The organism is Peribacillus sp. SRI_006 (assembly GCF_057586375.1).
Genome location: NZ_JBYCZT010000020.1, coordinates 46,407 through 59,556, shown reverse-complemented (window position 1 = coordinate 59,556; position 13,150 = coordinate 46,407). Strand labels below are relative to the sequence as shown.

The 13,150-nt window shown below is 42.2% G+C and carries 14 protein-coding genes; 6 read left to right on the top strand and 8 right to left on the bottom strand.

Annotation, left to right across the window (positions count from 1 at the left end):
- Positions 1-117: 117 nt before the first annotated feature.
- Positions 118-1,281, top strand: a complete 1,164-nt coding sequence (trpB, locus tag AC2YHV_RS24100; protein ID WP_487374346.1) for a tryptophan synthase subunit beta — start codon at positions 118-120, stop codon at positions 1,279-1,281.
- 46 nt (positions 1,282-1,327) lie between these two features.
- Here trpB and AC2YHV_RS24095 read toward each other — a convergent pair whose 3' ends face one another.
- From AC2YHV_RS24095 to AC2YHV_RS24070, 6 genes are all read right to left on the bottom strand, one after another.
- Positions 1,328-1,546 (bottom strand): spore germination protein, encoded by a 219-nt coding sequence (locus AC2YHV_RS24095; RefSeq protein WP_063577094.1) that lies wholly within the window; start codon positions 1,544-1,546, stop codon positions 1,328-1,330.
- 21 nt (positions 1,547-1,567) lie between these two features.
- The gene (locus AC2YHV_RS24090) at positions 1,568-1,975 is read right to left on the bottom strand and encodes a spore germination protein GerPE (protein ID WP_283930150.1); all 408 of its coding nucleotides are present in this window, start codon (positions 1,973-1,975) and stop codon (positions 1,568-1,570) included.
- 6 nt (positions 1,976-1,981) lie between these two features.
- Positions 1,982-2,161 (bottom strand): hypothetical protein, encoded by a 180-nt coding sequence (locus tag AC2YHV_RS24085; RefSeq protein ID WP_063577092.1) that lies wholly within the window; start codon positions 2,159-2,161, stop codon positions 1,982-1,984.
- The gene (gerPC, locus tag AC2YHV_RS24080) at positions 2,151-2,762 is read right to left on the bottom strand and encodes a spore germination protein GerPC (protein WP_487374345.1); all 612 of its coding nucleotides are present in this window, start codon (positions 2,760-2,762) and stop codon (positions 2,151-2,153) included. The genes AC2YHV_RS24085 and gerPC overlap by 11 nt, the downstream gene beginning before the upstream one ends.
- Positions 2,763-2,845: 83 nt before the next feature.
- Positions 2,846-3,052, bottom strand: a complete 207-nt coding sequence (locus tag AC2YHV_RS24075) for a spore germination protein GerPB (RefSeq protein ID WP_063577090.1) — start codon at positions 3,050-3,052, stop codon at positions 2,846-2,848.
- 22 nt (positions 3,053-3,074) lie between these two features.
- A complete protein-coding gene (locus AC2YHV_RS24070; RefSeq protein WP_034315507.1) occupies positions 3,075-3,296 on the bottom strand; it encodes a spore germination protein in 222 nt (73 codons plus the stop codon).
- 224 nt (positions 3,297-3,520) lie between these two features.
- Here AC2YHV_RS24070 and AC2YHV_RS24065 point away from each other — a divergent pair, with 224 nt between their 5' ends.
- The 4 genes from AC2YHV_RS24065 to AC2YHV_RS24050 all read left to right on the top strand — a co-directional run bounded on the left by AC2YHV_RS24065 (position 3,521) and on the right by AC2YHV_RS24050 (position 8,390).
- Complete coding sequence (locus AC2YHV_RS24065; RefSeq protein WP_487374344.1) at positions 3,521-5,113, top strand: long-chain-fatty-acid--CoA ligase; 1,593 nt, start codon at positions 3,521-3,523, stop codon at positions 5,111-5,113.
- Positions 5,114-5,418: 305 nt separating this feature from the next.
- Positions 5,419-6,693 (top strand): MFS transporter, encoded by a 1,275-nt coding sequence (locus AC2YHV_RS24060; RefSeq protein ID WP_098864167.1) that lies wholly within the window; start codon positions 5,419-5,421, stop codon positions 6,691-6,693.
- A 40-nt stretch (positions 6,694-6,733) separates the two neighbouring features.
- Positions 6,734-7,915 carry a DUF418 domain-containing protein gene (locus tag AC2YHV_RS24055; protein ID WP_487374343.1) on the top strand — a complete coding sequence of 394 codons (1,182 nt, stop codon included), beginning with the start codon at positions 6,734-6,736 and terminating at the stop codon, positions 7,913-7,915.
- Between the two features lie 133 nt (positions 7,916-8,048).
- Positions 8,049-8,390 (top strand): YisL family protein, encoded by a 342-nt coding sequence (locus AC2YHV_RS24050; protein ID WP_048686864.1) that lies wholly within the window; start codon positions 8,049-8,051, stop codon positions 8,388-8,390.
- 55 nt (positions 8,391-8,445) lie between these two features.
- Here AC2YHV_RS24050 and AC2YHV_RS24045 read toward each other — a convergent pair whose 3' ends face one another.
- The gene (locus tag AC2YHV_RS24045; RefSeq protein ID WP_020018810.1) at positions 8,446-9,012 is read right to left on the bottom strand and encodes a DUF2777 domain-containing protein; all 567 of its coding nucleotides are present in this window, start codon (positions 9,010-9,012) and stop codon (positions 8,446-8,448) included.
- Positions 9,013-9,296: 284 nt separating this feature from the next.
- Between AC2YHV_RS24045 and asnB the strand changes: the two genes are divergently transcribed.
- A complete protein-coding gene (asnB, locus tag AC2YHV_RS24040; protein ID WP_487374342.1) occupies positions 9,297-11,144 on the top strand; it encodes an asparagine synthase (glutamine-hydrolyzing) in 1,848 nt (615 codons plus the stop codon).
- 45 nt (positions 11,145-11,189) lie between these two features.
- Here the strand turns inward: asnB and AC2YHV_RS24035 are convergent, their stop codons facing one another.
- Entirely contained in the window at positions 11,190-12,941 is a 1,752-nt protein-coding gene (locus AC2YHV_RS24035; protein ID WP_487374341.1) for a glycoside hydrolase family 13 protein, read from the bottom strand.
- Between the last annotated feature and the right edge of the window lie 209 nt (positions 12,942-13,150).

The window sequence follows — 13,150 nt, the reverse complement described above, 5'->3', positions numbered from 1 at the left end:
GTCCCATTGATGTGGGACGCTTCTTTTTGTTTGAATAAACAGAATAGTTTGAAAAGGTGTAAATGCTTACTATATACTAGTGGAGAAAAATACCTTTTTAAAGGAGTAGAGAAGAGTATGACGAGTGAGATCAAGAGCAAGGGATACTTTGGTGAGTTCGGTGGAAGCTTTATACCGGGTGAACTTCAGGAAGTTATGGATATTTTAGAAACGGAATTCCTGAAATATAAGGATGACCCGGCATTCATTGAGGAGTTCCGATATTATCTGAAAGAATATGTCGGACGCGAAAACCCGTTAACACTTGCAAAGAATTTAACGGAAAAGGTTGGCGGGGCAAAAATATACTTGAAGCGTGAAGATCTGAACCATACAGGTGCTCATAAAATTAATAATGCGATCGGACAAATCCTGCTCGCTAAACGAAGGGGTGCTAAACGCATCATCGCAGAAACAGGAGCAGGACAGCATGGTGTGGCGACTGCGACAGCATGTGCGATGTTTGGCATGGAGTGTGTGATCTATATGGGTAAGCTGGATACGGAGAGGCAGGCATTGAATGTCTTTCGGATGGAATTGCTGGGGGCAAAAGTCGTAGCTGTCGAAAAGGGACAGGGTCGATTGAAGGATGCTGTTGATGAGGCATTGAATGACTTGGTGCAAAACTATGAAAATACTTTTTACTTGCTTGGTTCAGCAGTGGGGCCACACCCATATCCAACGATCGTTAAACATTTCCAATCAATCATAAGTGAAGAATCAAAACGCCAAATCCTTGAAAAGGAAGGAATACTGCCAACTGCCATCATTGCTTGTGCAGGAGGGGGAAGTAATGCGATCGGTGCTTTTGCTCATTATCTCGATGAAGAAAATGTCCGTTTAATTGGTGTTGAACCGATTGAAGCCCCAAGTATTTCGCAAGGTGTCCCGGCAGTATTGCATGGATTCAAAAGTTTGACGTTAGTGGATGAACAAGGAGAACCAAAACCAACATTCTCTATAGCTGCAGGTTTGGATTACCCGAGCGTGGGGCCCGAGCATAGTTTTTTGAAAGAAAGCGGACGAGCGGAGTATGTGACGGTAAAAGGGGAAGAAGCTCTTGAGGCTTTTCAGGTATTATCCAAAACAGAAGGAATCATTCCGGCTCTCGAAAGCTCACATGCCCTAGCTCACGCCATGAAGCTCGCTAAAGAGTTAACAAGGGATGATATACTGATCGTTAATTTATCAGGCAGGGGAGACAAAGATGTCGAGCAAGTATTCAACATGTTAGAAAAATAGTCCGAATGTAAAAGCCTCCCTGGAAATGGGAGGCTTTTTTCTTTGACTAATTATTCCCCGTAATGGGCTGGTCGACCCCATTGACATCAAGGACATTGCTACCGTTCAGACCATTGGCCGTAAAAACGATTGCAGCCGTGTTCCCTGAGCCGGATCCGTTAACCGATTTGGAGGAAGACTTAGGGGAAATGACGGCGCAATCACCGAATAACAGGTTTCCTTGAGCGACATTAAATACTTGAACCGGGCCGATAATGGCGGGCATATGAACCCCTCCTTTAAAAGTTTAAGTGTTGTTGGTTGAATCCTCGATTGGCGTCTCTTCGTTTTCTTTAGGCACCACCCGAATATGCTTCACTCTTGATTCCATACGTGCATGGCCTACGTTCCCCACACCAACCACAGATGAGGCTGATACCCCGATTATATTGATATTGCCGACCCGTATGAAGGGATTCGGATTTGAAAAACTTGATATGACTGGTTCATTCAACCTTGGGATATAAAATGGTTTCTTAAAAATGTCATAGTCTTCGAAATGAATATCGACTGAGTCGAAAGTTTCACTTTTCATTTGAACGGCTAAAGCCAGGGAATTCCCGTCAATATATGAGGTATCCCCGATTTGCATGGAGGAGCTGAAAGATACCGTGTCGGAAAATATAGATTTTACTTTTGATATTCTTGAAAACATGTTTTTTTACCCTTCTGGAGTAAGCGGTACGAATGGCCCGATGATCAGAGACTCCGGCGGGGTATCGAATGCTGAGGATAGTTGGACCGTTTGTACATCCCCAATGAGAAATAAAGCAGAGCTTGCTACACCGGTAATTTTGATATCTCCTACACAAAGCTGATGATTGGTTACATTAAACTCCATTTGGATTTCCTCCTGTCTCGGCTTGTGAATGGGTAATGAATTGTAATAATGCAGTTTGAATATCGGATTTCACCTTTTCCCTGATCTTTTCCTTGATATTCTCCCTTTGCTGCGGAGCGCGTTCCGCGTAAGAAAGGTTATCGAAATACATATTGATGCGTTGATGGAGCTGGCGTTCGACATCTTGCTTAATGAAGTCATGATATGAGGGTTCCAATGATGTTTTCAGTTGGTTTTCAGCATCGGTGATCATATTTTCCAAGTCTGAAAGGATATTGTTGTGAATTTCCTGGACGACGATTTCCCTGCCTGGAAATAGGTTAGGGGCAGGCTGAACAGGTTGGTTGTTGACGGCAAATTCATCTATGTTGTTAAGGTCAGTTGGATTTAAACCGATATTCAATGTTCCATCCAAAGATTCGACCTTTAACTGATCGAATTTATATTCAATTTTATCAACATGGATTGGCGGTTTATTTTTCAGCTCGGCAAGTTCATCTGTCAGGCGTTTGAGTTCGTGTTCAAGTTTCATGATCCGTTTATCCTGGGCTTCAAGATAACGCTGCATTTGTATGGAATATGAATATAGATCCTGATTCACGATTCAACACCTCACCTTCACAATATGTTAATTTCATATATGACAGTATATGAAAAAGTTGGATGTAGGTGAATGCCTATGAACTAGGAGGATGTAAATGGGACGAAACTGGGTAATGGGGTTACATCAGCTTCAAGTTGGGGAGCAGGCTCTGTGAATCCACCGGTATTGGCTAATGTGGAATATGGTTTAATCACTCCGGCACTTCCTATTTGAAAAACGGATGAATTGGCGATGCTTTCAATTTTTATCATATTGATTTGTATGGTCTGGTGAATATTGAAGATCATGCTGACTCCTTTCTTAAAAACATTAGAGATTTAGGACCAGTGGCTGATCGACACCATCAGTATCATTTGTATTCGTGGTGCTATAGGCATTATAGAGGGATATGGATTCACCTGTATTGAAAGAGCCAGCACCTGCAAACGTTTTTGATGTGGAATATGGACTAATTTTAAAGACGTCACCAATATGGACAATTCCACTGCTACCGACGTTGATGACTTGAACGATTCCTACTATGGCCGGCAAGAAAATCACCCTTTTTTTATTCTGGTTTCCCCATGAATTTCAGGCCATGAGCCTATCACTGAAGGGAGTTTCACTGTATTGTATGTTGACTAATGATTGATGTGATTCATTTGCCTATTAATATATTGTTATATAACAACAGCTTTATATTATTGGAATGTTGGTAACAGATATGGTAATATAATGCTAATTCAGAATTTTCAAATAAAGATAGAGGTGAGGAAATGAATGTACCATTAGTATTATCGCATTTCTTAGATCGAGCAGCCTTACTATATGGAGATAAGAAAGCCATCATTGGAGATGACAAGGTTTTAACATACTTAGAGCTGAATGGCCGTGTAAACCAGCTTTCAAATGGCTTAAGGGATATCGGTGTCAAAAAGGGTGATAAGGTGGCATATTTGGCACCTAACTCAATTGAAATGCTTGAAGGCTTTTATGGGGTATTTCAACTTGGTGCTGTAATCGTTCCCTTAAATATCCGTTTGAAGCCTGCAGATTATGTTTTCATTTTGAACCATAGCGAGTCCAAGGTCCTTTTCGTAGATCAGGAATTGTATCATCTAATTTCCCCTGTCAAGGACAAACTTGAATCGGTGGAGCACATAATCGTTCATTATAAGGATGAGGAGATAAATGAAACCGATTACAGCCATTGGCTGGAACGTTATGATAACAAGTGTTTTAACCGGGAGTCAGTAGATGAAAATGATGTTTCGAGCCTTCTTTATACGAGTGGGACCACAGGAAATCCCAAAGGGGTGATGCTGACTCACCGCAACAACTATTTACATGCCCTGGGTGCGATGCATCATTTCAGGGTCAATGACCGCGATACATATTTGCACGTACTGCCGATGTTCCACGTGAATGGGTGGGGGGCGCCATTTTATTATACGGCAAATGGTGCCACTCAAGTTTGTTTGAGGAAAACCAGCCCAGAAATGATATTTAATGCACTGCAAAAGCATAAGGTTTCCATCATGCATATGGCACCGACGGTTCTGAATTCACTGTTCCAATATTATGAGCGGAATGTCCCGAATATCGAGCAGGATATCCGAATCGTCGTTGCAGGCTCAGCTCCGCCTCCTGCATTCGTTACAAGGGTGGAAAAAGAGTTAGGCTGGGAGTTCATTCAAATTTACGGAATGACAGAATCAACACCTGTCAGTCTGATATCGCTGATTCGTTCTGAATTCGATGATCTTCCGGAAAAAGAAAAATACAGAATGAAGGCGAAAGCCGGATATCCCATCATAGGCAGTGAGGTAAAGGTTATCCATGACGATGGTGGGGAAGTTGCCCATGATGGCGTGGATATCGGCGAGCTTATCGTCCGCAGCCATGGAGTGATGTTAGGTTATTGGAAAAATGAAGAAGCGACCAGCCAGACACTGATAAATGGATGGCTGCATACAGGGGATATGGCCACAATCGATGAAAACGGGAATGTGGATATAGTAGACCGCAAAAAGGATATAATCATTAGTGGCGGAGAAAATATCTCTTCAATAGAAGTGGAAGGAATACTCTACGAACATCCGGACATTCTTGAAGCGGCGGTCATTGCCGTTCCGCATGAAAAGTGGGGAGAGACACCGCATGCCTTCATCGTGCCAAAAATGGGCGTGGAATTAACGGTGGATGATATAAAGGCCTTCACACGGGAAAAATTAGCTCACTTTAAATCAGTTACCAGTGTGTCGTTCGTCGATGAGCTTCCAAAAACGGCATCGGGGAAAATACAAAAAATCCATCTCCGTAATGATTATTGGGAATCTAAGGGGAAAACAGGCAGATTCGTTAATTGAAGCTCGCTAACGCTGTTCAGAAATGAACAGCATTTTTTTTTGTTGCCGTTTAAATTCGGTTTCATATTAAGCTATGCAGATATCGATCCTGATGAAAGGAGGATCGAGGTGGACACTGATATGTAAGCCGCTAACTCAAGCCATTGTTGGATAAGGGAAGGTCAATCAGGAACACTGGAATTTGTTTTGAAAAAAAGCTTCTTGTTTAACGATAAAGTGTTACTATTATAAAATATTTCAAATTATTATAATTTTTCTTTTTTCATTATGTTGATTTTAACAGTTTTGGATTGTGGGGGAGATCATTGAAACGTATTCATTATAGCTGGGTCATTTTAATCATAACATTCTTCTCGATTATTGTAGCCGGAATCGTTAGGTCATCATCGGGAGTATTCATCGTACCATTTGAAAATGAGTTCGGGTGGGACCGGTCCGTCATTTCTTTAGCCTTTGCCATAAGTCTTTTTCTTTATGGATTATCGGGTCCATTCATGGCCGCACTAATTGAAGTGCTTGGATTGAAGAAAATGATGGTATCGGCCATGTCCACTTTATTGGCAGGGATTCTCCTCACTTTTTTCATGCAGCATGAGTGGCAGCTCATTTTAATTTGGGGAATTATCATTGGATTGGGTTCTGGAGTGTTTTTAACGGTATTGAGCCCATATGTGGCAAATCGTTGGTTCGAGAAGAGGCGGGGGCTGGCGGTCGGGATACTGACGGCAAGTACGGCCACGGGCCAGCTCATTTTGCTTCCGGTTTTAGCCATCATCATTGAGAATTATTCATGGAGATGGGCGATTGGATTAATTTTGTTCCTTAGCTTGATCATGCTGGCAATCATCCTTTTATTCATGAAAAACAATCCGAAGGAAGTCGGGACTCTTCCATATGGATTGGAAGAGGAAAAGCAGGAGACTGTTATAGTCCAAAATAAGAATCCCATCGCCATGGCTTTTCAGTCGTTGATTGAAGCAGTGAGAGTGAAGGAATTCTGGTTATTGGCAGGTAGCTTTTTTATATGCGGACTTTCAACGAGCGGGTTGATCGGGACACATTTCATTTCTTACTGCATTAGTTTTGGTTTACCGGTTGTGACGGCAGCATCTCTGCTATCTTTCATGGGAATCTTTGATTTGATTGGTACGACTGTATCCGGATGGCTATCAGATCGTTTTGATAACCGTTGGCTGTTGTTTTGGTATTACGCTCTAAGGGGTGCTTCCCTCGTATTACTTCCTTTTGCATTAAATGAAGGTTCTATCGGTCTATTGATTATCTTTTCCGTTTTCTATGGCTTGGATTGGATAGCGACCGTTCCTCCGACCATAAGCATTTCAAGGCAAGTATTTGGCATGGAGAAAAGCGGGATCGTATACGGGTGGATATTCGCGGCCCATCAGGTGGGTGCAGCAGTGGCGGCGTACGGTGGAGGGCTTATCTTCAAAATATTCAACTCCTATACATGGGCATTCTTCCTTGCAGGAATCTTTTGCTTATTGGGCAGCTTGTTTGTCATACTGATAAAAAAGCACAAAGCGGTCACGAAAGTTAAAGGTGATGCAATGGAGATATAGAAAAGAGGTTTAATCTGTATGAATGAAAGAGGGTGTACCTATGAAGGGCGCAATGGTACCATTGCAGGAAAGTAAACGGATCGTAAGCATCGATATTTTACGTGGATTAGCCATTTTAGGGATATTTTTAGTGAATATGCCTTCTTTCCACTCCCCGCTCTTGTACATAGATGGTGCCGAGCGGTGGGCAGGAGGCTGGGATGGGATTTTGTACAGATTCAGTGATATAGTCGCACAGGCCAGCTTTTATCCGTTATTTGCCTTTCTGTTCGGTTTCGGGGCAATCATTTTGGCAGTAAGGAGTGAAGAAAAGGGTATTTCATTTCCGTTACTATATATCAAAAGGCTAAGTTTCCTGCTGATACTGGGCTGTATTCATGCTTTCTTCATCTGGCATGGGGACATCCTCATTAATTATGCTGTATTTGGGTTTGCACTTTTGTTTTTTTATAAGATGAAGGGCTGGAATTTAATTCTGCTTGGCTCGGTTTGTTATGTCCTGCCTTTTGCAATATTAGGTTCTCTATTTCTTATAATGGGCACTTTTGATAGTGAAGGGATGGCGATCACGACTGATTCGGCGATGATGAAACAGTCTTTGGAAGTTTATCAATCTGGTACATTTACGGAACTGATGAGTCAAAGGGCGTTGGATTGGTATATGGTGAACAACCCATTAAATGCCATTATCCTTTTTTTATCGATTTTTCCGTTTTTTTTAATGGGAGCAGGCGTGGCAAAACAAGGCTTTCTCCAAAATTCAACCCAATATAAACGACAATTGAAAGCGATATCGATCGTAAGCTTGCTATTGGGCATGTCAATTAAGATGCTGCCATATGTGACGGTATACCATTTTGGAACGATATTCGTCCAGGATTATTTGGGAGGACCGTTACTTACGATTTTTTATATCACGGCAATCACGCTTTTGGCGGAACGGGCAGGGGCTTCCCGCCTGTTACATCCGCTTTCGTATATCGGAAGGATGTCGATGAGCAATTACTTGTTCCAATCGATGGTATGTACGGGCATTTTTTATTCATATGGCTTTGGTTTATATGGATCAGTCTCATATACGACAGGATTTGTTTTTCTAATAGCCCTGTTTTGCCTGCAAATCCTGCTTTCCTTATTGTGGATGGGCCTTTATGAATACGGACCGGTTGAATATATATGGCGTTTTTTTACGTATGGTAAAAAGCCGGTCATGCGCAGGTAGGGACCAGTTAAGAAGAAATGTAAATGATGTTCATTAAATTGTTGGTTTTACCCATTCAGGTGGATACTTAGCTTTGTTTTTTTGTAAAAGCCTATGATATGATGAAATGGAAACTGAACGAGGGGGCAAAAAAATGACACATATGCATATTACAGCTTGGGTTATCGGAATCATTCTTTTCTTTGTCACATATTCGATGCTTAAAGGTGCAAACCCGAAAGCGAAAATGCTACATATGATAACACGGTTGTTCTATCTATTGATTTTCCTTACTGGCGGCATGCTGATCACTGATTTTGGTGCTTACGCAGTAAAAATGATTGTTGGAATCATCGTGATTGCGGCGATGGAAATGGTGCTGGTCCGTACGAAAAAAAGAAAAAGCACAGGTGCCATGTGGATATTGTTCATCGTAGCGCTTGTATTCGTCCTTTATTTAGGACTTTCACTGCCACAAGGAATGGACTTTTTTTAATACAGAATTAAAGACGGGTAAATGAGGAAATCTCATTTACCCTTTTTTTTACCCGTTATTGTGAATTCACTTTCTCAATGACGATCCTTTTTCCGGTGTTCAGGGTGAATTCAAAACGATCATGATCCTTTTTCCCGTAAGAAAAATGGTGCTGAACGAGACAAATTTGGCTCTCGTTATCAAAGGTGAAGAAATTCACGCCGGACTGGTTTGGGACGGCCCTTAAAAAAGTGAGCTGGTTATAGCTATATATACAATCATAAATAGAAAAATCAAGTGAATTCAATGTCGTTACAAATTGGAAAAAGGAATCATCGTTCAATTCTTCCAATAAACGTTCAAAAGAGTAGAGCAGTTTTTTGCGTATCCGAATGGGCTCATTTTCCCTTAAGAAGGTGATTTCCCGATGAAGCAGGATCTTTCCCTCTTCCTCAATTACTCCTTGTTGCCAGCGCCCGCCCCTGTATACTTCGATGATGCTGTCAACGTGGTCTTCAATGGAGCAGGCCTCATCTGTTTCATCATCGAAAAAAATCCATTGTTGATTGATATTTTCCACTGTTCCTTCGGTAAAAGCTCTTGTTTGCCTATTCATTAACTTAGTTCGTTGTTGCTGACTCATACATATACCTCCAATAGTGGAATCCTCACCTACTTTTTAGTCAAAATCCAATGAAAATATAACTGTATATTTTAAAATATTATGGACAAATAACCATCTTTCCGTCTTTGCATAGGCTATGTTTAACACGGGATGCTTTGCTCAACAATTCATTAACGACGCCGGGCGTTGTTGGCAGGTGGCCCTACGGAATGATGCTGAGCGATACTTAGGGACTGTAAATCTTTTTAAGACAGGGAGCCAATATATTTTTGATAGTCCGGATAGAAAGGATGAAGTGTAAAATGTGTGGGATAACAGGCTGGGTGCATTTTCAAAAAGATTTACGGACAAAAACGAAAACGCTGGAAAACATGACAAAAACGTTGGCAAAGCGGGGGCCTGACGAAGATAATGTTTGGAGCGAAGCCCATGTTGCCTTTGGTCATAAACGGTTAACGGTTGTCGATGCGGAAGGCGGAAAACAGCCGATGACGAAAAATCATGAAAACGGCAGATATACGCTTTGTTATAATGGTGAGCTATATAACACCGAGGATATTCGTAAACAGCTATTATTAAAAGGATATTCCTTTAACGGTCATTCTGATACAGAAGTTTTGCTAACTTCTTATATAGAATGGAAAGAAAAATGCATTGACTTGTTCAATGGGATTTTTGCGTTTGCGATTTGGGATGAAAAGGAACAGAAATTATTCGTCGGAAGAGATCGCATGGGGGTAAAACCATTCTTTTATGCGGAAAGGGACGGCGGGTTCATTTTCGGATCGGAGCTGAAGGCGATTCTGGCCCATCCGGATGTTAAAACGGAGATTGACCGCGAAGGGTTGTCTGAAGTTTTTGGTGTTGGTCCATCCCGGAAGCCAGGTTCAGGCGTATTTCATGATATCCAGGAATTAAGGCCCGCCCATGCGCTTACTTTATCAAGGAAAGGCCTCCGGATTTGGAGATATTGGAATGTGAAAAGCGAAGAACATCGGGATACTCTTGATGAGACGGCCGAGAGGGTTCGCTTCCTTGTCGAAGATGCAGTGACGCGGCAACTTGTATCTGATGTTCCGCTTTGTACCTTCTTATCAGGAGGGCTTGACTCAAGCGCAATTACGGCCATTGCTGCAAATGCCTATCAAAAAGAAGGGAAAGGCCAGCTTCATACGTATTCCATTGATTATGAGGATAATGAGCGTTATTTCAAGGCAAATGATTTTCAGCCAAACTCCGATGGGTATTGGATTAAAAAGATGTCGGATAGTTTTAACACGGTTCACCATTCATCGGTCATCTCTCAAGAGCAGCTGACAAATTATTTAACGGAAGCTGTCCTTGTAAGGGACCTCCCAGGCATGGCGGATGTCGATTCCTCTTTACTTTGGTTTTGTAAGGAAATCAAGCGGGATTTTGTCGTAGGCCTGTCCGGCGAATGTGCGGACGAAATTTTTGGAGGTTATCCTTGGTTTCACCGTGAGGATGATTTGAATCGTGCTGGTTTTCCATGGATGAGATCAACGGATGAGCGGGTATCTTTATTGAAAACGGAATGGCGCGAGAAATTGAAGCTGGAGGAATATGCCCAGGAAGCTTATTTGGCCACCCTTGCCGAAACGCCTAAATTGGAAGGGGAAAGCGGTATAGCGGCAAAGCGGAGAGAGCTTTTCTATGTGAATTTATTATGGTTCATGACGACGCTCCTTGACCGGAAGGATCGGATGAGTATGGGGGCAAGTCTAGAGGTGCGCGTGCCATTTGCCGATCATCGCCTTGTTGAATATGCATGGAACATTCCTTGGGAAATGAAAATGGAAGGCAACCGTGAAAAGGGTATTCTTAGGAAGGCTTTGGAGGGGCTATTACCGGATGAAGTATTGTATCGTAAAAAAAGTCCATATCCCAAAACTCATAACCCTATATATACAGACAGTGTGCAGGCGTGGTTGAAAGACTTACTGACGGATAATAATTCGATCCTGCATGAATTTTTCGATAAACAGAAGCTAACCGATATAGTAGATTCCAAGGGTGCGGCTTTTAAAGTGCCATGGTTCGGCCAATTGATGTCAGGGCCACAATTGCTCGCGCATTTGGCACAGACCCATGTATGGTTCAAAGAATATGATATCCAAATAATCGAGTGAAAAAAAACGGGGCGGATGATTATCAACGCCCCGTTTCCATTTGCCTCAATGATTGATTGCGAGAATTTTATATTGATAACCATCCAATTCAAATTTGCCAACTTGTGTGGTTTCCTTCGTTCTTAAATCCGTTAGTGTACGTCCTTTCAAATCAACAGGAAGGGTAAAGGATTGCTTGACATCGGTCGGATTGATGAGGATCACGACAGAACGTTTTTCATTATACTTTGTGTAAGCCACGATATTTTCGTTTCCGGCTGTATCAAGGAATTTGAACTCCCCGTCATTGGCAAGTAACCGTTCTTCTTTTCGCAAGTGGATCAATGCCTTAATTTCATTGAGTAGCTCGGTGTTTTGTTTTTCTTCTTCCCAGACCATGCATTTTCGGCATCCTGGATCCATGCCGCCGGTTAAGCCGATTTCATCTCCATAATAAATACAAGGACTGCCATTGAATGTCAGCAGGATTGCGTGAATGAGCTTGGCTCTAGCTAGATCTTCCCCGCAATCCGTGAAAATCCGCGGTGTATCATGGCTTCCAAGAAGGTTGAATGTCACGTCAAAAACATTGGTAGGATAACTGTGATAGATGGCTGTCATTTCTTCAGTGAACTCGCGTGCATTGATGGTTTGTGAGGCGACCAGGCGAAAGACTTGGTTGGTGAAAGGGTAATTCATGACGGCATCGAACTGATCGCCGCGAAGCCATGGCATGGAGTCATGCCAAATTTCCCCAAGAATATAAAGGTCAGGCTTTATATTTTTCACCGTTGTTCGAAATTCACGCCAGAATGGCTGATCGACTTCATTTGCGACATCGAGCCGCCAGGCGTCTATATCGAACTCCTTGATCCAATAAGCCGAGACTTCGAGCAGATATTCTTTCACCTCCGGATTTGCCGTATTCAATTTTGGCATCGATTCAAAAAAACCGAATGTTTCATAATTGGGCCTTTCCCCTCCCTTAAGAGGGAAGCTGTGAGGGTGGAACCAATCCTTATATTTCGATTTCTCCCCTTTTTCGAGTAAATCCTGGAAAGGGGGGAAATAGTAGCCGCTATGGTTAAAAACGGCATCCAGCATGACCCGTATATTCCGTTTATGGCATTCGGCTATTAGTGTTTTCAATGTTTCCTTCGTTCCGAATTGCGGATCGATACTCCGATAATCAATCGTATCGTATTTATGATTGGAGTAGGCATGGAAGATTGGCGTGAAATAAATTCCGTTGATGCCAAGATTCTCAAGGTAATCCAAATGTTCGATGATTCCTTCGAAGTCCCCGCCAAAAAAATTATCCACCGCCGGTTCTTCACTTCCCCAGGGTTTGACACCTTCGGGGTCGTTGGCGGGGTTTCCGTTCGCGAATCGTTCAGGGAAAATTTGGTACCAAATTGTATCTTTGACCCATTCCGGTGCCCCGAAAACTTCATTTTGATGGAGATAGGGAATCGCAAAATAGCATCCGGGATCTCGGGGAGGCTCTTTGAAGAAGCCCTTTTCCGTGTAAATGGAGTATTCTTCTTCTGCCGATACCTTGAACCCATATCGAATTCTTCGGTAGGGAGGCTTCACATAGATATGCCAATAATCATAACGGGTATCGCTGCCCGACAGACTCATGGGAAGTTCCTCGTACTGCCATTGACCATTATTTGAAATGTAAGGATCCCCAAAAATCAATCCAACTGAGGAGATATCTTGTTTTTTCGTACGTAAGCGGATATGTAGGGTTTCAGTGTTGATAGGATAGCCGTAATTGTCATTAGGTCTATGGTGTATGGATGAAAATTCCATGAAAACCACTCCGATTCTATAAGTTTTGGGACTGTGAAAAAGGAAACTTCCGGCTGTTACGAGGAGGGTCTCTATGAAGTGGTACTAAGCCAGGTAAAGTGCTTTTTCATTTTGGTTATATACCCAATTTCAATTGAAAGAAGCACTTATTAACTAAAAAATAACAAAAATTGTTCATCACTACAAGGAAATAAATACGCCAAGGAAAA